Annotated in this window: 19 protein-coding genes and 1 riboswitch; of the genes, 12 read left to right on the forward strand and 7 right to left on the reverse strand. The window is 64.5% G+C overall.

All coding sequences use genetic code 11. The annotated features are described in order from the left end of the window. Nucleotides 1-6 precede the first annotated feature (6 nt). The 4 genes from NSQ78_RS00835 to NSQ78_RS00850 are packed head-to-tail and all read left to right on the forward strand — an operon-like array spanning nt 7 to nt 4,815. Nucleotides 7-3,144: a CusA/CzcA family heavy metal efflux RND transporter gene (locus NSQ78_RS00835; protein ID WP_014645523.1), complete on the forward strand. Its 3,138-nt coding sequence runs from the start codon at nt 7-9 to the stop codon at nt 3,142-3,144. Nucleotides 3,145-3,173: 29 nt separating this feature from the next. Beyond that, nucleotides 3,174-3,872: a HupE/UreJ family protein gene (locus NSQ78_RS00840; protein WP_008264906.1), complete on the forward strand. Its 699-nt coding sequence runs from the start codon at nt 3,174-3,176 to the stop codon at nt 3,870-3,872. 16 nt (nt 3,873-3,888) lie between these two features. Next, complete coding sequence (locus NSQ78_RS00845; RefSeq protein WP_033835097.1) at nt 3,889-4,530, forward strand: hypothetical protein; 642 nt, start codon at nt 3,889-3,891, stop codon at nt 4,528-4,530. A gap of 39 nt (nt 4,531-4,569) precedes the next feature. Beyond that, nucleotides 4,570-4,815, forward strand: coding sequence for a hypothetical protein (locus tag NSQ78_RS00850; RefSeq protein WP_008267212.1), 246 nt, complete (start codon nt 4,570-4,572; stop codon nt 4,813-4,815). Nucleotides 4,816-4,903: 88 nt separating this feature from the next. Here the strand turns inward: NSQ78_RS00850 and NSQ78_RS00855 are convergent, their stop codons facing one another. Next, on the reverse strand, nt 4,904-6,694 hold the full coding sequence (locus NSQ78_RS00855; RefSeq protein ID WP_014645525.1) for an ATP-binding protein: 1,791 nt from the start codon (nt 6,692-6,694) through the stop codon (nt 4,904-4,906). A gap of 274 nt (nt 6,695-6,968) precedes the next feature. On the opposite strand from NSQ78_RS00855, the gene NSQ78_RS00860 reads away from it, so the two are divergent. The 7 genes from NSQ78_RS00860 (at nt 6,969) to NSQ78_RS00890 (ending at nt 11,598) form a co-directional block, all read left to right on the forward strand. Beyond that, entirely contained in the window at nt 6,969-7,154 is a 186-nt protein-coding gene (locus NSQ78_RS00860) for a hypothetical protein (protein ID WP_130768359.1), read from the forward strand. Nucleotides 7,155-7,608: 454 nt separating this feature from the next. Beyond that, a complete protein-coding gene (locus tag NSQ78_RS00865) occupies nt 7,609-8,184 on the forward strand; it encodes an Ax21 family protein (protein WP_064237403.1) in 576 nt (191 codons plus the stop codon). Nucleotides 8,185-8,307: 123 nt separating this feature from the next. Continuing rightward, nucleotides 8,308-9,075 (forward strand): helix-turn-helix domain-containing protein, encoded by a 768-nt coding sequence (locus tag NSQ78_RS00870; RefSeq protein WP_064237404.1) that lies wholly within the window; start codon nt 8,308-8,310, stop codon nt 9,073-9,075. A 68-nt stretch (nt 9,076-9,143) separates the two neighbouring features. After that, nucleotides 9,144-9,512 carry a VOC family protein gene (locus NSQ78_RS00875; protein ID WP_064237405.1) on the forward strand — a complete coding sequence of 123 codons (369 nt, stop codon included), beginning with the start codon at nt 9,144-9,146 and terminating at the stop codon, nt 9,510-9,512. Nucleotides 9,513-9,571: 59 nt separating this feature from the next. Then, on the forward strand, nt 9,572-9,934 hold the full coding sequence (locus NSQ78_RS00880; RefSeq protein WP_064237406.1) for a hypothetical protein: 363 nt from the start codon (nt 9,572-9,574) through the stop codon (nt 9,932-9,934). A 91-nt stretch (nt 9,935-10,025) separates the two neighbouring features. Then, a complete protein-coding gene (locus NSQ78_RS00885) occupies nt 10,026-11,000 on the forward strand; it encodes a Dyp-type peroxidase (RefSeq protein WP_049465993.1) in 975 nt (324 codons plus the stop codon). Between the two features lie 181 nt (nt 11,001-11,181). Further along, entirely contained in the window at nt 11,182-11,598 is a 417-nt protein-coding gene (locus NSQ78_RS00890; RefSeq protein ID WP_064237407.1) for a hypothetical protein, read from the forward strand. Nucleotides 11,599-11,657: 59 nt separating this feature from the next. On the opposite strand, the gene pnuC is transcribed toward NSQ78_RS00890, so the two are convergent. The 5 genes from pnuC to NSQ78_RS00915 form a co-directional block, all read right to left on the reverse strand. Next, a complete protein-coding gene (gene pnuC, locus NSQ78_RS00895) occupies nt 11,658-12,227 on the reverse strand; it encodes a nicotinamide riboside transporter PnuC (protein WP_064239587.1) in 570 nt (189 codons plus the stop codon). Nucleotides 12,228-12,235: 8 nt separating this feature from the next. Then, nucleotides 12,236-14,425 (reverse strand): TonB-dependent siderophore receptor, encoded by a 2,190-nt coding sequence (locus tag NSQ78_RS00900; RefSeq protein WP_064237408.1) that lies wholly within the window; start codon nt 14,423-14,425, stop codon nt 12,236-12,238. A gap of 70 nt (nt 14,426-14,495) precedes the next feature. Beyond that, nucleotides 14,496-14,591, reverse strand: a riboswitch (TPP riboswitch). 109 nt (nt 14,592-14,700) lie between these two features. Further along, on the reverse strand, nt 14,701-15,825 hold the full coding sequence (locus NSQ78_RS00905; protein ID WP_064237409.1) for a phosphotransferase: 1,125 nt from the start codon (nt 15,823-15,825) through the stop codon (nt 14,701-14,703). Nucleotides 15,826-15,950: 125 nt separating this feature from the next. Beyond that, complete coding sequence (locus NSQ78_RS00910; protein ID WP_049416597.1) at nt 15,951-16,358, reverse strand: glycine zipper 2TM domain-containing protein; 408 nt, start codon at nt 16,356-16,358, stop codon at nt 15,951-15,953. Between the two features lie 466 nt (nt 16,359-16,824). Then, nucleotides 16,825-17,463, reverse strand: a complete 639-nt coding sequence (locus tag NSQ78_RS00915; RefSeq protein WP_049439268.1) for a response regulator transcription factor — start codon at nt 17,461-17,463, stop codon at nt 16,825-16,827. Nucleotides 17,464-17,538: 75 nt separating this feature from the next. Here NSQ78_RS00915 and NSQ78_RS00920 point away from each other — a divergent pair, with 75 nt between their 5' ends. Beyond that, complete coding sequence (locus NSQ78_RS00920) at nt 17,539-21,138, forward strand: transporter substrate-binding domain-containing protein (RefSeq protein ID WP_064237410.1); 3,600 nt, start codon at nt 17,539-17,541, stop codon at nt 21,136-21,138. Here NSQ78_RS00920 and NSQ78_RS00925 read toward each other — a convergent pair. Then, on the reverse strand, nt 21,132-21,530 hold the full coding sequence (locus NSQ78_RS00925) for a c-type cytochrome (RefSeq protein WP_053461842.1): 399 nt from the start codon (nt 21,528-21,530) through the stop codon (nt 21,132-21,134). The genes NSQ78_RS00920 and NSQ78_RS00925 overlap by 7 nt on opposite strands. Nucleotides 21,531-21,571: the final 41 nt, after the last annotated feature.

The raw sequence follows: 21,571 nt of genomic DNA on the forward strand, positions 1-21,571 counted from the left end.
TCCATCATGCTAGAGCGAATCATTCGCGCGTCCATCGCGCATAGATGGCTTGTGCTGCTTCTGGTCCTGGCGCTGTCAGGCTTGGGCATCTGGAACTACAGCAAGCTGCCAATCGACGCCGTCCCTGACATCACCAATGTCCAGGTCCAGATCAACACCGAAGCACCAGGCTACTCTCCACTGGAGGCAGAGCAGCGGGTAACGTTCCCCGTCGAGACAGCCTTGGCCGGCTTGGCCAAGCTGGAGTACACGCGGTCCATCTCGCGTTATGGTCTCTCCCAGGTCACCGTTGTATTCGAAGACGGTACCGACATCTACTTCGCGCGGCAGCAGGTGGCCGAGCGCTTGCAGCAAGCCGCATCCCAGCTCCCAACTGGGCTGAAGCCAACGCTGGGCCCGGTCGCCACCGGTCTCGGTGAGATCTTCATGTACACCGTGGAAGCCGAGAAGGGTGCTGAAGAGACCTGGACGCCGATGGCGCTTCGTACCCTCCAGGATTGGGTGGTACGCCCCCAGATGCGACATCTGAAAGGTGTGACAGAGGTCAACACCGTCGGTGGCTATGTGCGGCAGTTCCACATCACGCCTGACCCGCGCAAGCTTCAGGCGTACGAGCTGACCATGCAGGATGTGATGGAGGCCGTGGCGCGCAGCAATGCGAACGTGGGTGCCGGCTACATTGAAAAGAGTGGTGAACAGTACCTTGTACGCGTTCCTGGCCAAGTGGCGGACATGGACGGCCTGCGCAAGATCGTGGTCGCCAATCGCGAGGGGCTGCCGCTTCGCGTCGGTGACCTCGCAGACGTTCACGAGGGCACCGAACTTCGAACGGGGGCAGCGACCAAAGATGGCAAGGAAGTGGTACTTGGTACTGCATTCATGCTCATTGGTGAGAACAGCCGCGAAGTCGCTCAGCGAACCGCTGCCAAGCTGAAGGAGATCGACGAGACGCTTCCAGAAGGTGTCCGCGCGCATGCGGTCTATGACCGTACGGAGCTGGTCGACCGCACCATTGAAACCGTCAAGAAGAACCTGCTGGAAGGTGCCCTGCTGGTCATTGCGGTGCTGTTCCTTCTGCTCGGAAATCTTCGCGCCGCACTGATCACGGCCGCGGTCATTCCTTTGACCATGCTGCTGACCATCTCCGGCATGGTCCAGAACCGTGTCTCAGCAAATCTGATGAGCTTGGGTGCGCTGGACTTCGGTCTGATCGTCGACGGCGCGGTCATCATTGTTGAGAACTGTCTGCGCCGCTTCGGCGAGCGTCAGCACGCCCTGGGGCGTCTGTTGACCCGGGATGAGCGCTTTGCTTTGGCCGCCAGCGCCAGTGCCGAGGTGATCAAGCCCAGCTTGTTCGGCTTGTTCATCATTGCCGCCGTCTACATCCCGATCTTTGCGCTCTCCGGCGTGGAAGGAAAGATGTTCCACCCGATGGCCCTGACCGTCGTTATCGCGCTGACTGGTGCGATGGCATTGTCCCTCACGTTCGTTCCCGCTGCGGTTGCTCAGTTTGTCACGGGCAAGGTCTCGGAGAAGGAAACCAAGGCTATGCGGGGCGTGACCAAGCTGTATGGCCCGATGCTGGAACGGGCAGTCAGTGCTCGCAAACTGGTTGTGGGTGGTGCAGCCGTTCTCACCGTACTGGCGGGTCTTCTGGCCAGTCGCATGGGCACTGAGTTCATTCCGAATCTGGACGAAGGTGATATTGCGCTTCACGCGCTGCGCATTCCCGGCACTAGTCTGACGCAAGCCATCGGCATGCAGCGCCAGCTTGAAGCGACCATCAAGAAGTTCCCCGAGGTCGATGAGGTTGTCGCAAAGATCGGCACAGCAGAGGTAGCGACCGACCCCATGCCACCGTCGGTCGCAGACACCTTCATCATGCTCAAGGATCGCGACCAATGGCCTGATCCCCGCAAGCCAAAGGCGCAGCTCATTGCTGAGCTGGAGAAGGCTGTCCGAGCAATTCCCGGCAACAACTACGAGTTCACCCAGCCCGTGCAGATGCGCATGAACGAGCTGATTGCCGGTGTACGCGCCGAGGTGGCGGTGAAGTTGTACGGTGACGACCTGGATCAGCTGGCGCAGATCGGCAGCCAGATCGAGGACGCCGCAGGTTCCATCCCAGGCGCCGCAGACGTGAAGTTAGAGCAGATCAGTGGTCTGCCTCTTATGACCATCACGCCTGACCTGGATGCTTTGGCCCGCTATGGCGTTTCGATCGACGAGGTCCAGAAGACCATCTCTGTTGCGCTGGGCGGTGAGGCGGTCGGTCAGGTCTTTGAGGGTGATCGTCGCTTCGACATCGTCGTTCGTCTGCCCGAGAACCTGCGTCAGGACACCCGGACGCTCGCATCGCTACCGGTAGCCGTCGCCCTCGGGGCCAGTTCCGGCGAACAGAGAGCGTTCGTTCCGCTGGGGCAGCTGGCTAAAGTTGAAGTTGCGCCAGGCCCAAACCAGGTCAGTCGCGAGAACGGCAAGCGTCGCGTCGTCATCACCAGCAATGTACGTGGTCGCGACCTTGGTTCGTTCGTAGAGGAGCTGCGAGAGAAGGTTGGTCAGGAGGTGCAGTTGCCGGAAGGCTACTGGATTGAGTATGGCGGTACCTTCGAGCAGCTCATCTCTGCCAGCAAGCGGCTGTCCGTGGTCGTGCCGGTCGTCCTGGTGATGATCTTCGGCTTGCTCTTCATGGCGTTCGGCTCGGGCAAGGATGCTGCCATCGTGTTCAGCGGCGTTCCACTTGCGTTGACCGGTGGCGTGGTGGCTCTGTGGATGCGTGACATACCCCTGTCCATTTCTGCAGGCGTGGGGTTCATCGCGCTGTCGGGCGTCGCCGTGCTCAACGGCCTGGTCATGATCAGCTTCATCAAGAGCCTTAGGGAACAGGGCACTCCCCTGCACCAAGCGGTAACCGAAGGTGCACTGACCCGGCTGCGCCCCGTGCTGATGACGGCCCTGGTTGCCAGCCTGGGCTTCCTGCCAATGGCCCTAAACGTTGGGGCTGGCGCGGAAGTTCAGCGCCCGCTGGCGACGGTCGTTATCGGCGGAATCATCTCCTCCACGCTGCTGACCTTGCTGGTGTTGCCGGCGCTCTATCGCCTCATCCACCGCGAAGGGGATGAGCGGAAGGAGGACGCAGCGTGAACCCGTCCATCTCAACCCCTCCCAGGAACATGCAGTTGACCATTTCCAAACGAACCCAAGCGTGGCTCTACCTGCTTGCAGCCATCCTTCTGCCTTGCGTTGCTTGGGCGCATGGCGTCAGTGAAGGCGACCAGGCCTTCCTGGAAGACAGTACCGGCCTGCAGCTCATCGCGTTCACGTACCTCGGCGCCAAGCACATGGTGACTGGATACGACCACCTCCTGTTTCTGTTCGGGGTGATCTTCTTCTTGTACCGGATGCGTGATGTCAGCATCTACGTGACGTTGTTCGCGATCGGCCACAGCACCACCTTGTTGCTAGGTGTCCTGGGCGGATTGCATGTGAATGCGTACCTGGTCGACGCAATCATTGGCCTGTCGGTTGTCTACAAGGCGCTGGACAACATGGGCGCGTTCAAGCGCTGGTTTGGGGTACAGCCCAACACCAAAGCCGCCGTGCTGATCTTTGGCTTCTTCCATGGCTTTGGTCTAGCGACAAAGCTGCAGGATTTCTCGCTCTCACCTGACGGGCTTGTCCCAAACATGCTCGCCTTCAACGTGGGGGTCGAGATCGGACAGCTGCTCGCGCTCGCAGGCATCTTGATCGTGATGGGCTTCTGGCGCCGCTTGCCGTCATTCCATCGACAGGCGTACAGCATCAACACCGCCCTTATGTGCGCCGGCTTCGTGCTTGTTGGCATGCAGCTCACCGGCTACTTCGTTTCCTGAATCTACAGAGGTACTCATGTCCATCACGCTTTCCAATCAGCTGCCCAGCACTCGCAAGCTGCTGAAATCCACCGCCCTGGCCGCTGCCGTTGCAGGGGTGATTCTGCTCACCACCGTGCTTCCCGCGGAGTACGGAATCGACCCTACGGGCGTAGGCAAGGTTCTGGGTCTGGACGCCCTAGCCTCCACTGACCAGGTAGAGGCCGTAGCTCCCCCAGTTCCGGCATCTGCTGGCAGCGCCGAAGCCGTCTCGGCGCTGTTCGAGAAGGCCAAGGTTGCCTTCGGGAGCAATGGCAAGCAGACCTTCGAACCCGCCGCTGTCTCTCTCGCCAGCACTCCTTTACGGCAGGACTCACTGACGATCGAGCTTGCCCCTGGTAAGGGCCAGGAGGTGAAGGCCCATATGGCTCAGGGCGCTGGGATGGTTTTCAGCTGGAAGGCCACGTCTGATGTTGCCGTGGACATGCACGGCGAGCGTCCCGACGTGAAGGGCCCCTGGACCAGCTACGCCGTTGAAGGCGCCCAGCGTCAGGCTGAGGGAACGTTCATTGCTCCCTTTGAAGGTACCCATGGGTGGTACTGGCAGAACCGCGGCAGCACCCCCGTGATCATCGAGGTGCAAATTACCGGCTACCAAGCCGACCTCTACCAGCCGTGACACCCGGCATAACGCCGAAATCAACCTAGGAGAAGCAACATGAAGAATCGTTTTGCCCTCATCAGCGTCCTTTTCGCTTCCATTGCAGCGTCCGCATCGGCCTTCGCACATGATCCGGCGCTTCATGCCGAGTCGGAAGTGAAGGAGGCGCCTAAGGCAAAGCCTGCTACGTGTGAACAGCTGGCTGACCGGACGAAGTTCAAGGTGGATCTTGCCGATCCTCAGACCAAGGCGCTGAAGGACAGGTGCGACGCTCAGGCGCAGTCTGCAGCCAAGAAGAAGTAGTAGGCTGCAAAGGATGGTCCGGATTGTGAGGGGCCGGACCATCCTTCCCCTTCTAACCTATATGCATACGTTGAGCTGACGCGTGGATTCAGGGCTGTGCAAGCTGACTCAATTCGGCAAAGAAGGTATGCATATCTTGGGGTACCTCTCCATAGGTTAGATTCCTGGCGACGTCTTCTCTGCTTACGCGGAATTTTTTAAGAACGGAGTTTCCGCTTATGAATATTTCTTTCCCATGCGCATCACGGATTGGTAGTGCGATATCGCTAGCTGTTGGATCAGCAGGGATAACAAGAGCGTGCTCGGCGAAGAAGGCGGTTACATCGCCTTGAGGTGATCCAGCTGCGCGAGCTATGGCGCTCGTGCAGAGGAGATGGTTCTCAATGTGCCTACGCCGCCATTTCATGGCTTTGAAATGGGGTTGTTTGGAAGTGAAAGACTTGTCGATAAGATCATTACCGACCGTCGCATGTGGCTCATCGTCGCGATCCCGAATGCTGATTGCCCGAAGACCAGGAATCTCCGCCAACAGCTGGAGGTAGAGTTGCTGCCTCTCGCCGGCAGATCCCGTCCAGTACCAAGGGACAACGTTCTTGGGCCACGCAAAGTTTGCTTGTTTAGCGATTAGCTGGAGGAAGCGCCAATCGCTCTCGGCTTCCAAGATCAGCATACGTCTGTGCTCCATCAAGGAGTGCAGGGTAGGGGTCTGGATCGTCCCAATCCCGCCAAGAACCTTGACTTTGCCCACTTCCTCTTGGAGGTACTTTGCCTTTCTTTCTGCGACAGCCAGAATTTTCCCATGATCGTAAAAGCGAATCAGTTCAGGAGAGTGTGTGGCCATCAGTACTTGCTTGTTGCGGAGGCTTGCAACGTGCCCGAGGGACATAAGCAGCTCCCTCTGCAGGGTCGCGTTCAGATGTGCATCCGGCTCATCGAGAAGAACGACGTCGACATCGGGTGAGAGTGCGAGGGCGTACACGCTCAGCCATTGGAGGAAGCCACTTCCCTCCACCATAAGGTCTCTTGGAGTGTATTTGGGGTGTCGCTTGAATGTGTCACCCTTCAGTTCACCCTTGGCGCTCTCTACACGAAGGTAGCTGTGAAATCTCTCGTTGAAAGGAACGACCCTCAAATCAGTGGCAAAGATGGACTGCATCGTGCGTAGCAGGATCTCCCAAGGGTCGTTCGAGCGCAGCCATTTCAGCGAGGAATCCTTCAACTTTCTGCTGTTTCCACGCAGGCGTTCACGTTCCCTCCTGTTGTGTTCGTGCAGATCGAATAGGACGTTGCGAATGACTCCACCCGATAGGCCTTGGCCTATCAGACGTTCTCTCATGGCAGGAGTCAGTCTGCCTTCACGATCAGTGATGCCAGCGAATGGCGGTAGATATCCCACTCGCGGGACGTTGCCATCGATCGGCTCGCCCTTTGCGTTGACGATCTCAGCAGCTACCAGATTCGTTGAAGTGGTTCGCACAAAGAGACGATCATTGGCCTGTGACAGACCTATCTCCAAGTGCCGCTCCTGTTTGTCGGGCAGGTCCCAATAGACGCCAATCTTCAGTGTATAGCCGTCGGGCTCGTCGTCCTTGCTAGTCTTCAGATTGGTCCAGAGATGGCTGAGCGATGGAATTTGCATCGGCGTGAAATCCGCAATACCCATGCCCAGGCCAGTTTTGTTCTTGGTTTGCAGCCAGCTGGATCGCCCTTTCTCGATCTCTAGCATAGTCTTGCAGAACTGCCAGATAGCGAGAGCTTGCAGAATCGAGGACTTGCCGGAGTTGTTTCCTCCAACAACAAGCGAAAGGCCTTGATCAATCTCTATCTCTGTGTCCCGAAACTGCTTAAAGCGATGTAGCGTGATCTTCTTTATATGCATGTATCCCCCCTAGAAATTTTTCATTTCCATTTGCGACGAAGTCAATGCTCAGCCGATTTCGTTCGGCGAATTCTCCGTACCCGCTACCGTAGCAGGAGGCGGAATGGAATTGGAGTGACCTAGGAGCTGGAGAGAAGATGCGCTCCCTTCAGTCTGACGGAGTAGGACAACTGCGCAGCAGGGGTAGCTGGCTAGAATTGTGTCCAATGTTCCACCACGATTGCCAGATTCTAGTTGGCGGCGCTCTATCGGGCAGACGAAGAGAGATCCTTGCATGCTGCGCAGTGTTGAGGGCAGCACATTGATTGATTTGGTTGACGGATTCGTCTGCATCGCCGCCATCTCTCAAAAGCAATGGGCCGATGTGCTTGAGGTCGTTCGCAGAGCCAAACCAATTTCGATATCATCAGATAGTCAAGAAAATCACCTCAAACGGTGGCGAGGACATGAACGCAATTGATCGAGATATCCTGATCGTCGGCTTGTTTATCGCTTCTTTTGCCGTCTTCTTTGTCGGGTGGGCCTGCTGGCTCGCTGCGCGTCGGCGGCCTTGCCGGCGATCTGAGCGGAAGGTCTGAGTGAGCCTCAGGGCTATTCACGCCTAGATCTTCTTGGTCTCAGTGCCGCTCGCCCAGGCTACTCGGGGCGTACCCCTAGTCGGTGCCCGAGAGTGTTCCCATAGTTGGGACGCCGATGTGTTCCCATAGTTGGCGTTCAAGTGCCCAACTATGGGCACGTGGCTACGCGCTGCATGGCGAGTTCCCTGAACGGCAGCCTTATTTATACACCAGTCAGTTCAATATTCAGGGTCGATTGGCCCCCCTAACGGATAATTCACACCTGTCGACCGCCTCTTCTCTCTCCCCCTCCCGGGAGGCGGCCGACGAAACCAAAATAATGAAAGGTGTGTCCCGATGAACAAGAATTCGCTGCTCGCCCTGGGTCTTCTGGCTGCCCTGCCGTTCGCTGCATCGGCAACCGACGGCCTGTCGTACAACTACGTTGATGGCGGCTACGTGAACACCGATGCCAAGGGCGGCGACGCCGATGGCTGGAAGGTGAAGGGTTCGGTGGCGGTGCACCCGAACTTCCACATCTTCGGCGACTACAGCGCGCAGGAGACCGACACGTTCAAGAATGACGTCGACCAGTGGCGCATCGGTGCCGGCTACAACTACGGCATCGCACCGAACACCGACCTGGTCGCCCGCGTCGCGTACCAGAAGTTCGACATGAAGCACGGCCTGGACTTCAACGGCTACTCGACCGAAGTCGGCGTGCGCACCGCGTTCAACCCGTACGTGGAAGGCTACGTGATGGCCGGCTACGAGGACTACACCAAGAAGCACGGCATCAACCCGGACGGCGAGTTCTACGGCCGCGTCGGCGCCACCGCCAAGTTCAACGAGAACTGGGGCCTGAGTGGCGAAGTGAAGCTGGCCAAGGCCGGCGACCGCGAGTGGTTCGTGGGCCCGCGCTTCACCTGGTAACAAACGCCTGTCGTTAGTGCGTGTTGTGCTGGCGTGTGACTCTCTCTCTCTCCCACACGCCAACCGAAGCCCGGCCTCGCGCCGGGCTTCACTTTTATGGGCTCCGGGGCGCCACAATGTCGCATGGGCGATTCCCCCTCTCTCGCAGGTACCGGCACGGCCTATCAGGAGCATCTGCCACCTGGCTCGCTGCGTGGCCACTTCGGCCAGCTTTGGCAGAGCCAGCTTCCTGCCGATGCCGATGGGCACATCACCGTATTGCCCGATGGCTGCGTGGATATCCTCTGGCGCGACGGTGCGTTGTTCGTGGTCGGCCCGGACCGCGTGGCCGCGCACCCGGCGCTGGCACCCGGTGCACAGGTGCTGGGCGCACGCTTCCGTCCCGGCCAGGCATTGGCCGCGCTGGGCCTGCCTTTGGCCGGGATCATCGGCCAGGCCGTGCCACTGGCTGATCTGAAGGGCACGTGGGTGAACAAGGCGGCGGCCTCCATCGGCGACACCGCGCCAGCACTGCGCCTGCAGCGGATGGCGCACTGCCTGCAGCAGCATATGGGTGCGTCCGCGCTCGATATTTCGGCGCAGCGTGCACATGTCCTGTTCCGGGCGCTCGTCGCGGGTGACGCCACGCTGGATACGCTGGCGGCGCACTTGAGCCTGAGCCCGCGCAGCCTGCGCCGCTTCAGCCAGTCGCAGTTCGGCTACGGCGCCAAGACACTGGAGCGGATCCTGCGGCTGCAACGTTTCCTTCGCCAGAGTCGCGCGCTGCCACAGCATTCGTTGGCGATGCTGGCCGCTGATGCCGGCTATGCCGACCAGGCCCATCTCAGCCGCGAGGCGCGCGAGCTGGCTGGCATGACCGCCAGCGAGCTGCGCCTGGAGTGGGGGCAATGATGGCCGTTTTGTTCAAGACCCGCCGGCTGCACTGAGCGACGCTGGGGCTCCCTCAACGGAGCCATGCCATGAGCCATGCTGCTACCCACGATGCCGAACGCCGCATCGACAACATTGAATTCAACGTCGCTGACATCGCCCGCAGCAAGCGCTTCTATGGCGAGGTGTTCGGCTGGCAGTTCACCGACTACGGCGTGGCCTATACCGAGTTCGACGACGGCCGCCTGAAAGGTGGCTTCGTGGCCGACGCGCAGGTGCGTGCCCATGGGGGACCGCTGGTGATCCTTTACTGCGCGGACCTGGCCGATGCAGAGCGGCGCGTGGTTGCCGCCGGTGGTGAGGTGGTGCAGGCCGTGTTCGCCTTCCCCGGCGGCCGCCGCTTCCACTTCCGCGATCTGGACGGCTACGAGCTGGCGGTCTGGAGTGATATGGATTGATCCTGCCTATGCCCGTCGTGGAGCGGGCATACTAGGACCGAGCCAGGCAGAGTTCCCGCATGCAGATCCCCATTTCCGCATATGTGCAGCAGGCCGACGGCAGCACCGTGCAGGTAGCGGTTCTGGACGCTGGCGTGCTTGCGGCGCTGCATGCCCTCGGCTTCCAGGGGCAGGCCCCCACCTTGCGTGCTGAAGTGGGCGACGACATCAGCAAAGCTCGTTTGTTCGCTGCCCTGCGTGATCTTGGTGTAGCGTTCGCGGCCGGTCGCGAATGGAGTCCGGTCGAGGTATTTGGCTGGCTCTGCGACCATGGCTTGCTCGAAGGCCCGTATCTGCGCCTCGCCTGGACCGATCCACAACGCTACGTAGTCTGCAGCGTCATGGCGCTCTCTCAAGCACAAGCGGCATCGACCGCGAACTGAGAACCGCTCCGTCCCCGGTCTGGCGGTTCCGCTATGATCGCCCGCACATCGCCACGCGCGATGCGCCCGCCTCAAGCCCGCAGGAACCACCGTGAACTCCCAGCCCGCACCGATCACCGCCCTCAACCACACGCTCGACAACGAGCCGCAGCAGATCACCGCGCCACTGACCCATTCGGCGGCGTTCCTGGTGTTGAAGGTGAAGGATGACGAGGCGTCGATCGCCAGGGCACGCGAGGTGCTGGCGAGCACCGATGACCTGATCAAGAACACCGCAATCCGCGAGATCGAGCGTACCTTCACCTGCAACGTGGCCATCGGCCACCGCGTGTGGCAGCCGCTGGTGGGCTCCACGCCGCCGCGCGAGCTGAAGCCGTTCCGCGAGATCAAGGGCGCCACCCACACCGCCGTGTCCACGCCCGGTGACCTGCTGTACCACATCCGGGCGCGCACCATGGACCTGATCGTGGCGTTCGAGCGCAACCTGCTGATGGCCTTCGGCGATGCCGTTGAAGCGGTCGATGACGTGGCCGGGTTCCGCTATTTCGATGGCCGCGACCTGCTCGATTTCGTCGACGGCACCGCCAACCCGGAAGGGCTGTCGCTGCCGGAAGCCACGATCGTAGGTGACGAGGATCCGGACCACGCAGGCGGCAGCTACGTGGTGGTGCAGAAGTACCTGCACAACCTCGATGCCTGGCGCGCGCAGAAGACCGAGGCGCAGGAGGCGATCATCGGCCGCACCAAGCACGACAACATCGAGCTGGACGACGCGCCGGCCGATGCGCAGAAGTCGCACAAGACGCTGTGCACCATCGAGGATGCCGACGGCGAGCACGAGATCCTGCGCGACAACATGCCGTTCGCCAACCCGGGCCGCGGCGAGTACGGCACCTACTTCATCGGCTACACCCGCCGCCTGTGGGTGATCGAGAAGATGCTCGAGCGCATGTTCATCGGCAATCCCGCGCCGCTGCACGACCGCATCCTCGACTTCTCCACCGCCACCACCGGCGTGACCTTCTTCGCGCCCTCGCGCAAGGTGCTGGCCGACCTGGGCGAGTGATCGCGCCTCTCGTCCTTGCGCATGCTACTGGCCGCTCTGTTCCAGTAGATCCACGCCATGCGTGGATGGTGCACACGTTGCCCGCAGCAGCCACGCATGGCGTGGCTCTACTGTGCCGCCATCTGCCTGTCATCTACCGCGCTGACCATGTCGTGCTGGATGGGAGTGCAGGAGGCGGGCGATGACCATGACCGGAAACAGGAGCGGCGCACGCCGCGGGTGGAAGCGGCTGGCAGCATTGTTCGCCGCGCTGGCACTGGGCAGTTCGGCGGTGTCCGCGCAAGAAGCCCCTGCGCACTGGATGGCCTACGCCGCCTCCGTGGGAGGCCAGCTGCAGCAGCGCCTGCAGCAGGAGCACGATCCGCAGGCGCAGCGTGTACTGGAATGGCTGCAGGCACACCCGGACACGCCGATGCCACTGCCGGTAAGCCTGTGGATCGCCGCGGACGGCCGCATTTCGAAACTGGAATTCGACAGCCTGGGTGATGCCCAGGTCGATGCCGACCTGCGCGCGACGCTGCAGGCTGCGCCGTTGCAGGCGGCCCCACCGGCCGACATGCGCCAGCCGCTGCGCCTGGGTTTGGCACTGAGCCCGTAGATCCACGCCATGCGTGGATGGCGCGCCGATTGCCCGCAACAGCCACGCATGGCGTGGCTCTACTGCGTTGCCACCTGTGGCTCGCGCGCGGCCGCGCTCCACGCGCGCAGGCCGAACACGGCCAGGCCGAGGAAGAACACATACAGCGCGGCGGTCACGTGCAGCGACTTGAACAGGTACGCGCCGACGTAGACCACGTCCACCGCGATCCACACCCACCAGCAGGCCACGTGGCGGCGCGCCTGCCACCACTGGCCGACCAGGCTCAGCGCGGTCAGCATCGCATCCAGCCAGGGCAGCGCGGCATCGGTGAAGGTGTGCATGGCCGCGCCCAGCGCCACGCCACCACACAGGCCGATGGCGAGGTCGCGCAGCAGCGTGCTACGCGCCAGCGGCACGATGCGGATGCTGCCCTCGTCGGCCGCGTGCTGGCGCCAGTTCAGCCAGCCGTAGACCAGGAAGCCACCAAAGGCGACCTGCAGCAGCGTGTCCGAGTACAGCTTGGCCTCGGCGAACACCAGGCCATACAGCGCCACCGACAGCAGGCCCACCGGCCACGCCGACAACCGGCGGCGGGCCATCAGCCAGACGCCGAAGATGCTGCACAGCGCGGCGCTCCACTCGAGCATCACGCTGCTCACAACGCGAACGTCACCGACAGGCGGGCCTGTCGCGGTGCGCCGGGGAACAGGTAGTAGTCACCGCCGCTGCTGCCGGTATCACGCCAGTAGAAGCGGTTGAACACGTTGTCCACCGACAGGTTCCAGGTCACCGCACGCTCGTGCAGGCGATGCTGGAAGCGCAGGCCCGCATCGAATACCGAGTAGTCCGGTGCGCGCACGCCGCCGTCGGCACGCGCCACGTTGGCACCGGCATAGCGCCAGCCGCCGGTGACATCCAGGCCCTGCACGAACGGCAGCGCGTAGGCCAGGTGCACGCTGGCGCGCAGCTTCGGCACGTTCACCAGCTGATGGCCTTCATAGGCCGGCGTGCCGGTGTCGCGCGCGCGCGCCTGCAGCACGCTGGCGCTGGCCACGATCTGCAGTGCATCGGTCAGCTGCCCGTTGGCGGTCAGCTCCAGGCCAGTGTGGGTTTGCGTGCCTTCCTCGACGAAGGTGTAGCCGACGTCGCTGCTGTCCGGCTTGGCGTACTGGTACGGCTGCGAAATGCGGAACACGGCCGCGCCCAGCGTCAGCGCCTCGACCGGCACGTACTTCACGCCCACTTCCAGCTGCCGCGACTGCACCGACGGCAGGAAGGTGTCGGCATTGCTGGTCCAGAACGGCGCTTCCTGGCCCAGAGAAATGCCGCGCACGTAGCTGGCATAGGCATTGAGCTGGTCGGTGGCCTTCCAAACCACTGCGGTCTGCGGCAGGAAACGCGACAGGCGGCTGTGCCGCTGCGGCGTACCACGCTTGTCGTAGGCACGCTCGTCCAGGCGCACGAAGCGACCGCCGGCCAACCACTGCCAGTCATCACCGAAGCTGATCCGGTCCAGCGCGAAGAACGCGGTCTGGCGGCTGTCCAGGCGTCGTGCGGACGGGCCCGGCATCTTCGGCGACGGCTCGAATACCGGCACCGGCGCATCGTGGATGTTGGTGGTGCCGACGTACTCGTTGACGCTCGGGCGCCTGTCCACGGTGCGGCGGAAGTAGTCGGCACCGACGGTCAGCTGGTGGCCGACGCTACCGGTCTGGAAGCGCCCGCGCAGCTCGGCACGGGCCTGCTGGTTGCGGCGGGTGTCGTCCGGGCTGCGGTAGTCGTAGACGTCATAGTCGCCGTTCGGCGCGAAGTAATTGCCCGGCACGCTGCCATCGGCGCACTGCGTGGCGTAGTAGCAGCCGTAGGCGAAGGCGACGTTGTCATCGATCACCGAGCGGCTGTGGCCGACCGAGACGCGCGACTGCCAGGCGTCATTGAAATCGTAGGTGTGCAGGGCGGTGATGTTGGTGCTGGCGATGTCCACCGGGCGCTGCCACGGCTGGTAACCCAGCAGGTGTTCGCGGTCGACACCGCGCGGCAGGTCGCGCGCGCCCAGCAGCTGGTAGCCGGACACCGAACGCTGCGCGCTGGTCTGGTAGTTCGCATCCACCTCCAGCTTGCCGCGTTCGCCGATCAGCCAGTCGGCGGCCAGCGCGTAGAAGTTGCGGCGGCCATCGGCGTGCTCGACATAGGAATTGCTGGAATCCCACGCGGCATTCAGGCGCAGGCCGAAGCGCGGGGTGATCCAGTGACCGACGTCGACAGCGGCGTAGCGCGATCCTTCCGAATCGGTGCCGAGCGTGGCGGTGCGCACCTCGGCCGGGCGCTTGCCGATGTAGTTGATGATTCCGCCCGGCGCCATCACGCCTGCCGCCAGCCCGGCTTCACCCTTGAGGATCTCCACCGACTGCACGTTCTCCAGCGCCAGGCGTTGTTCGCCGGCGATGGACAGCCCGTTGAAGCGGTAGCCGGTGGCCGCGTCCAGTGCGAAGCCGCGGATGGCGATGTTCTGGTAGTAGCCCACCGGCGCGTAGGCATCACCCAGCGAGGCATCGTTGCTGGCCAGCTCGGACAGCGAGCGCACCTGGCGGCGGTCGAGGTAATCGCGCTCGAGCACGTTCACCGACGCCGGCGTGTCCTTCCACGAACCGCCGCCGAAGGCATTCACGCGCGAGGTATCGGCCTTCGCTTTGCCCGCCTGCACGCGCACCGCCGCCAGTTCGGTCGGCGAGCGTTCGGCACCAGCGGCAGCCGCATCGGTGGTGGACTCGGCCTCGCTGGCATGCAGCGGCAGCGCGGCGCAGAGGGCGAGGGAGAGCAGGGTGGGGCGCAGGCAGTGGTTCATTCGATTCGTCTTCGGACAACAAGGGAGACGAAGCGACGGCGCGCAGGTGCACCGGCCCATGATGGGGGTGTGGCTGCGGCTCAAAGCTCCCTACGCCGGTGCAAACCGGATCAGGTTCCAAGGGACTCTCTCAGCCTGGCAGATCCAGGCACCCCCGCTTCAGGTGACCATTTCACTACAAATGGTACGGATTTGCGAGCCGGCGTCCTTCAGGCTGCGGGGTCAGATCCCTTTCCGCACGAAAGGGATCTGACCCCAACGGTGTCCCAACCGGATCACGCGGCGGCGTGCAGGGCCTGCAGCAGTGCCTGCCCCGGGGCGGTATGGAACCACGCCGGATGGCCCAGCATGAAAGGCTGCCAAGCCACGTCGGCATTCGCGGTCGAGCCGGTGATGCCCTCGAAGTACTCCACTTCGGACAGTGCGAAGTCGAAATGGACCATGGGCAGCAGGTCGGCCAGCAGGTGCACGCGTGCCGCCGACAGCGGCAGTACCTGGCGATAGCCCTCGAGCAGCGCCAGCGCGATGTCGAGGCGCACGGCCTCGCTGCCGCGTTCCAGTTCCAGCCACGCCACCGCGTTGCGCTCGATCGCGGTGGCGAGGTCGAACAGTGCGCTGGTGGGCGAAGCCAGGCCGAAATCCAGCACGGTGCTGACCTGCCCGTCGCGCCACAGCAGGTTGGAGACATGCCAGTCGTTATGCGCCCAGAGCCGTGGCTGGGCGCGCAGGCGCTCGGCCAGCCCGGCGTGCCACGGCAGTACGTCGCGCTGCAGCTGCGCCTCCCAGGGAATGCGCGCGAGATAGCGGGCCAGCCCGGGACGCTCATGCAGTCCTGCCTTGATCGCCGCGATCGGATCGTCGGCGCGGATCAGATCATCGCGCGCGACCAGCACATGGGTGCTGCGCTGGGGCGCATGGTAGCTGGCGGCGGCACGGTGCAGCTGTGCGAGTGCGCGCCCGGCTTCGCGGGCCTGGGCGACATCGGTCAGCAGCGACCACGACACCGCGTCGCGGTACAGGTCATCGCCCACGCCGACGGCGTGCAGTTCAAAGGTCCACTCGCCGTGCTCGACGGCGGTGCGGCCATCGGCCGCTGGCAGCACCTGCACCACCGGTACGCCCGCCGCAGCGAGATGGGCGATGAAACGGTGTTCTTCTTCCAGGCACGTCGCGCTGCGCACGCTGTGGTGATGGCGCTTGACGAACACCGCCCCGTTCGCGCCGCTGACAATGGCGGCAGCCGACAGCGGCCGCGGGCTGTGCCAGCGCGCATGGCTGCCGCTGTCCAGCTGTGGGTAGCGCTGGCGCAGCCACGCGATGTCCGCCGCGCTGATCGGTGGCCAGTCGGCAGCCACCTCGTCGTTGTTGAGGCCCTGCACGCGGTGGGAGGGAGACGTCATGCCGCAGCCCGAGAGGGGAAAGTCACATCCAAGGCTGCGCATTCAACGCCATGAGCGCGGACAACGCAAACGGGCGGGTCACCGACCCGCCCGTCCATGCAGCGGCGTGGAGGATGCCGCGCTGCTTACCAGCCGCGATGGCGGCCGCGGTCGTGGTAGTAGCGGTTGTCGTAGTAGCGCTCGCGCTGCCAGCGGCGGTCGTCGCCGCGGTCGTAGTAACCGCTGCGGTAGTAGCCACGATCGTAGCGGCGGTCGTAGCGGTTGTCGTAGTAGCGATTGTCGTAATAACGACGGTCGCGGCGGTCGGAGGTGGTCAGATTGCCGATCGCGCCGCCGGCCACGGCACCACCGACGGTGGCGGCAGGATCACCGTTGGAGAGCAGGTTGCCGGCCACGCCACCGACCACGGCGCCGACCAGGGTGCGCTTGTCCTTCCTCGACATCGCGCTGGCATCGCTGACCACGGCGACACCGGCCACCAGTGCCAGCGCCATCGCCAGACCACGGAAGCTGAGTGTGGAAGTACTGAGCATGATTCGTTCTCCTGTGAGGTGCATGCCACGCTGGGCAGGGAGGGCGCGGGGCGCCCCGGCTGCCGTGATGTCCACGCTGGCGTTCCAACATTGCCGGAACATTGCCTGGGCCACCGTGCGGCTTGCGCATTCATCTAGCGGCAGGTGGCATGAAGCAAGGCTGAAAGCGGCCTCGGCCGCTCAGCTGGCAGAAAGGGAAAAGGCCACGCGGAGGTGGCCCCTCCCTTCTCTGCCAAGGCGTTGGCATGTCAGACGCCCATCGCCTCTGGGCCTGCCGCGCCGGCTCCCGCGGGGTCTCCTGCTGCGGCTGCAGCACGTCAGGCGCGCCCTGCACCGCATCGCTGCCGAGCGCCAGGCCCTGCCCGCTGGCGGCCCGCGTCCACGGCGACGCGGCTGGCGGCCGGACATGCGCCGGTCGATTCCTTCGACCTCGCATTGTTGCCGGGGCGATTATGTGAATCGCGTCTCAGATTTTCCCGTCACGCAGGTAGTCGAACAATTCGGCATCGCCCTTCAACCCCAGCTTGAGCATCGCATCGCCCTTCTGCCGGCTGATGGTGCTGACGCTCTTGTGCAGCAGCAGCGAGATCTCCTTCACTGTCATGCCGGTGCCGAGCAGGCGCAGCACCTCCACCTCGCGCGGGGACAGCGGCTTGCCGTCGCCCTCGCGCATGCGCCAGCTGCCGGCTGCCTCCACCCGCTCGCGCAGGCTGCGGCTGATGTAGGGCTGGCCGCGGTAGACCGCCTGGATCGCCTGCGGCAGCTCGTCCATCGACGAACTCTTGTCGACCAGGCCGAGCACCCCACTGTCGAGCACCATGCGCAGGATCGCCAGGTTGCTGGAAACGCTGAGCATCAGCACCGGCAGGTCCGGGTGGCGGCGCCGGATCATGCCGATCATGGCGAAGCCATCGGCCTGCGGGCTGCCCGGCATGGAGTAGTCGGTGACCAGCAGGTCGCAGGGCTGGTTGGCGAGCAGGGTCATCAGCGCCTGCGCGCTGTCGGCCTCGCCGACCACGCGGCCCACGCCACTGGACTCGATGACGGCGCGGGTACCGATGCGGACTACCGGGTGATCGTCTGCGATGATGATGCGCAAGCTCATGCTCTAGTATGGCCATCGGGCACGCCGGACCGCGACCATCGCGGTCCCTGGCAGGATTCTAGGAGATCGACGCAGATGCGTAGGTGGGCTGTTCGCGGGCTGCTCCTGCTGCTGGCGGTGCTGGCCCTGCCCGTGGCCCAGGCACAGCCGGTCCCTGGGCTGCTGCCGCTCGGCCCGTTGCAGCGCGAATACCTGGTGGCGCATCCGACCATCGTTGTCGGGCAGTATGACAGCGGTTGGCCGCCCTTCGAGTCCCTCCGTGACGGCCAGCAGGTCGGTCTGGGACCGGACTACCTGTCGCATCTTGCACGCCAGCTCGGCATGAAGGTCGAGGCGCGCCGCTATCCCGACTGGACATCCGTGCTGGATGCGGCATGCCGTGGCGAGATCGACGTGGTGATGAATGTCGGTCTCAGTGCCGACCGCACCCGCTGCATGGTCTATACCGCGGCCTACAGTGAGGCGCCGCTCGCCCTGGTGGGCCGGCCCGATGACCTGCGTGCCTCCGACATGCCGGACCTGGATGGGCTGAGGGTCGTGATCGAGCAGGATTTCCTGACCGGTCCGCAGGTGCGCGCCCGATTCCCGCGTGCCCGCCAGCTTGTCGCAAGCGACACGTTGAGCGCGTTGCAGATGGTCATAGACGACAAGGCCGACGTCTACATCGGCAATGCATTTGTCGCCACCGAGCTGATTGCCAGCCGGCGCCTGCAGGGCGTGGCGCTGCTGCGGCCGAGCGACCTGCCCCCTGAGCGGCTGCACTTCGGCATTCCCAACAGCAAGCAACCCCTGGCCGAAGCCCTGGACCTGGCGCTGGCGGCCACCAGCCAGGCCCAGCGCGATGCCCTGGCACAACGCTGGTTGTCACCGCCGCACTGGTCGGCATCGGCGCAGCTGGCGCTGAGCCAGGCCGAGAAGCGCGTGCTGGAGCAGCCGCTGAAGATCGGTTTCGCCCCGAATGCCGCGCCGCTGTCGTTCACCGGCGAGGATGGCCGGCCCAGCGGCCTGGCCAGCGAATACCTGCAGCGCCTGATGCAGGCCGGTGCCAACCTGCAGGTCGAGGACAGCCACGACTGGTACGAGGTACGCGAGAAGGCCCGCCGCGGTGAGCTGCAGGCGGTGATGGGCATTCCTGTCGATTCACGTTACCTGGGCCCGGACTGGGTGTTCAGCCAGCCCTTCATCAGCGTGCCGAACGTGATTGTGGTCAGGAGCGATGGCGAGTCGCTGCTGGACCTGGCCGACCTGCAGGGCAAGCGCGTGCTGCTGTCCGACCCGGAGCGTGTGCGTGGCTACGTGCTGCAGCAGGCACCGCAGGCGCGGATCATCGCTGCACGCAGCGCCGAACAGTCGCTGCAGCGCCTGCTCGATGGCGAAGCCGATGCGTACATCGGCAACCTTGCCGTGGTGGATCACCTGCTGCGCAGCCGTTTCCCGGGGCGGCTGCAGGTGGCGGCACCGGCCGGCTTCAACGACCAGCTGGTGCTGGCCGTGGATCGCCGCCACGCGGCGCTGGCTACCACCTTCGATCGCCTGCTGCTGCAGATGACCCCACGCAAGCGCGAGGCCCTGCGCAACGCCTGGCTGGGGGTGGAGTACCGCAACGGTGTCGACTGGAGCAACGTGCTGCGGTGGGGCGTGCCGGTGCTGCTGGTGCTGCTGACTGCGCTGCTGGTGCATGGCGTCGGCCATTGGCGCCTGCGCCGTGAAGTGGCAGGACGCCGCCAGCTGGAGCAGCGCCTGGCCGAGGTGACCGACAACCTGCCGGCGGTGGTCTACCAGGCACGTCGCGATGCCGATGGCACGCTCAGTTTCCCGTTCATTGCCGGCGACCTGCCGGCGTTGTTCGGTATCACCCGGCAGCAGGCCGAACAGGATGCGAAGCTGCTGCTGGAACGCATCGAGCAGGACGACCGCGCGCACATCCTGCATTCCATCGAACAGGCCGCGCGGCAGTTCGCACCCTTGGTCCTGGAATTCCGCCTGCGCAGCGATGAGGAAGGCACGCGCTGGGTGCGCAGCCAGGCCCACCCCTATGCCGCCGAAGAGGGCGCGGTGATCTGGAGCGGCTACTGGGTGGATGTGACCGAAGCGCGGATGCAGGCCGATGCGCTGGCGGCGGCGAAGGCAGAGGCCGAGCAGGCTGCGGAAGCCAAATCGCGTTTCCTGGCCACGATGAGCCACGAGATCCGCACGCCCATGAGTGGCGTGCTGGGCATGCTGGAGGTGCTGGCGCATTCGCCGCTGGACAGCGAGCAGCAGCGCATCCTCGGCGTGATCGAGGATTCGGCGCAGATGCTGCGACAGATCCTCGACGACATCCTCGACTACTCGCGGCTGGAAGCAGGTGCATTGCGCCTGGAGCCGGTGCCGCAACCGCTGCGGCCCCTGCTGGAAAGCGTGTGCCGCCTGCTGTCCGCGCAGGCCAGCGCGCGTGGCCTGGCGCTGCACGTGCAGATCGATCCCGAGCTGGCGCCGGCCCACGAAGTGGACGGCGTACGGCTGCGCCAGATCGTGTTCAACCTGCTCAGCAATGCCATCAAGTTCACCAGCCAGGGCGAGGTGCGCCTGCAGCTGGACGTCCTGGGGCCGACCAGCGAGGACGGTGTGCAGCCGCTGTGCCTGAGCGTGACCGACACCGGCATGGGCATCGCACCGGAACAACTGCAGCACCTGTTCGCGCCATTCACCCAGGCCGGCGCCTACATCCAGCGTGACCACGGCGGCACCGGCCTGGGCCTGAGCATCTGCCAGCGCCTGGTGCAGATGATGCAGGGCGAACTGACCCTGCACAGCACGCTGGGCGAAGGCACGCGCGCCGAAGTGCGGGTCTCGCTGGTCGAGGCCGGCAGCGAGGACGCGGCGGCGCTGTTGGCCGAGCAGGACCAGACCGCGCTGCTGCCCGCCGCGTTGCGCCAGGCGCGGGTGCTGGTGATCGAGGATCATCCGACCAACCAGGCGATGATGGCGTGGCGGCTGCAGCAACTGGGCGTGCCCTATGTGCTGCTGGGCGACGGCCAGCAGGCGCTGGACCGCTTGTCATCGGAGTCCTTCGACCTGGTCATTACCGACTGCCGCATGCCGGTACTCGACGGGTTTGGGTTCACCCGCCTGCTGCGCGAACGCGAGGGTCGCACCGGGCAGCCGCGACTGACGGTGCTGGCATTGACCGCCAGCGTGCTGGACGACGATGCGCGCCGCTGCCGCGAGGCAGGCATGGACGAGGTGCTGGCCAAGCCGCTGTCGCTGGCCACGCTGCGCACCGCGCTGCTGCGCTGGCTGCCGCAGGCGCAGGGCCAGTCGTTCGACGCGGCCGTACAGGAGGATGCCGCCGACGACGGTGATGCGCTGCCTGACCTGGCCACCCTGCAGCAGCGCTACGGTTCGCGTGCGGTGGCCGAACAGCTGCGCGACAGCCTGCTGCAGGCCAGTGAGGGCGACCTCGCGGCCGTGCTGCGCGCCGTGCAGGCCGGTGACCGCGAGGCCGCGGCGCGGCACCTGCATCGCCAGGCCGGCGGCCTCGGGGCGATTGGAGCGACGGCACTGGCCGGGCAGGCCAACGCGCTGGTCGAGCGCCTGCATGATGCGGGCGAGACCGACCCGGCACCGTTGTTCGCCGCCGTCACGGCGTTCGTGGCCCGGCTGCAGCATCAGCTGCAGCGACTGGCTCACTGAGCCGACTGCTGTTGCAGGTAGGCGATCACCAGCGCGCGGCGTTCGGGGCTGGGGAAGGCGTTGTACATGCGGGTGCCGGGCACCACGTGGGTGGGCGACTGCAGGAAGGCATCCAGGGTCTGCGCGGTCCAGGTGATGTCGGCGCGGCGCATGCCCTCGGAATAGCCGTAGTCGGGCAGGCTGCCGGCGCGGCGGCCGATCACGCCGTGCAGGTTCGGCCCGAAGCGGTGGATGCCGCCGGGCTGCACGGTGTGGCAGCCGGCGCACAGTTCGAACGCGCGCTGCATGGCCTGCTGCCGGGCCTGTTCGGGCGTGGCCGCTGGCGCAGGCGGGCGCTGGCAGGCCGTGGCAAGCAGGGCCCAGGCAAGGGCGGTGAGCAGGGAGACACGCATGGCCGGGCAGGATAGCGGTGCGCTGCAGTGGCCGGGCTGCG

The organism is Stenotrophomonas sp. FSL W7-1447 (assembly GCF_037966425.1).
Taxonomy (GTDB): Bacteria; Pseudomonadota; Gammaproteobacteria; order Xanthomonadales; family Xanthomonadaceae; genus Stenotrophomonas; species Stenotrophomonas pavanii.

Coding starts and splice junctions, on each gene's coding strand:
- NSQ78_RS00835 (WP_014645523.1), top strand. CDS start 7: ATGCTAGAGCGAATCATTCGCGCGTCCATCGCGCATAGATGGCTTGTG.
- NSQ78_RS00840 (WP_008264906.1), top strand. CDS start 3,174: ATGCAGTTGACCATTTCCAAACGAACCCAAGCGTGGCTCTACCTGCTT.
- NSQ78_RS00845 (WP_033835097.1), top strand. CDS start 3,889: ATGTCCATCACGCTTTCCAATCAGCTGCCCAGCACTCGCAAGCTGCTG.
- NSQ78_RS00850 (WP_008267212.1), top strand. CDS start 4,570: ATGAAGAATCGTTTTGCCCTCATCAGCGTCCTTTTCGCTTCCATTGCA.
- NSQ78_RS00855 (WP_014645525.1), bottom strand. CDS start 6,694: ATGCATATAAAGAAGATCACGCTACATCGCTTTAAGCAGTTTCGGGAC.
- NSQ78_RS00860 (WP_130768359.1), top strand. CDS start 6,969: ATGCTGCGCAGTGTTGAGGGCAGCACATTGATTGATTTGGTTGACGGA.
- NSQ78_RS00865 (WP_064237403.1), top strand. CDS start 7,609: ATGAACAAGAATTCGCTGCTCGCCCTGGGTCTTCTGGCTGCCCTGCCG.
- NSQ78_RS00870 (WP_064237404.1), top strand. CDS start 8,308: ATGGGCGATTCCCCCTCTCTCGCAGGTACCGGCACGGCCTATCAGGAG.
- NSQ78_RS00875 (WP_064237405.1), top strand. CDS start 9,144: ATGAGCCATGCTGCTACCCACGATGCCGAACGCCGCATCGACAACATT.
- NSQ78_RS00880 (WP_064237406.1), top strand. CDS start 9,572: ATGCAGATCCCCATTTCCGCATATGTGCAGCAGGCCGACGGCAGCACC.
- NSQ78_RS00890 (WP_064237407.1), top strand. CDS start 11,182: ATGACCATGACCGGAAACAGGAGCGGCGCACGCCGCGGGTGGAAGCGG.
- pnuC (WP_064239587.1), bottom strand. CDS start 12,227: ATGCTCGAGTGGAGCGCCGCGCTGTGCAGCATCTTCGGCGTCTGGCTG.
- NSQ78_RS00900 (WP_064237408.1), bottom strand. CDS start 14,425: ATGAACCACTGCCTGCGCCCCACCCTGCTCTCCCTCGCCCTCTGCGCC.
- NSQ78_RS00905 (WP_064237409.1), bottom strand. CDS start 15,825: ATGACGTCTCCCTCCCACCGCGTGCAGGGCCTCAACAACGACGAGGTG.
- NSQ78_RS00910 (WP_049416597.1), bottom strand. CDS start 16,358: ATGCTCAGTACTTCCACACTCAGCTTCCGTGGTCTGGCGATGGCGCTG.
- NSQ78_RS00915 (WP_049439268.1), bottom strand. CDS start 17,463: ATGAGCTTGCGCATCATCATCGCAGACGATCACCCGGTAGTCCGCATC.
- NSQ78_RS00920 (WP_064237410.1), top strand. CDS start 17,539: ATGCGTAGGTGGGCTGTTCGCGGGCTGCTCCTGCTGCTGGCGGTGCTG.
- NSQ78_RS00925 (WP_053461842.1), bottom strand. CDS start 21,530: ATGCGTGTCTCCCTGCTCACCGCCCTTGCCTGGGCCCTGCTTGCCACG.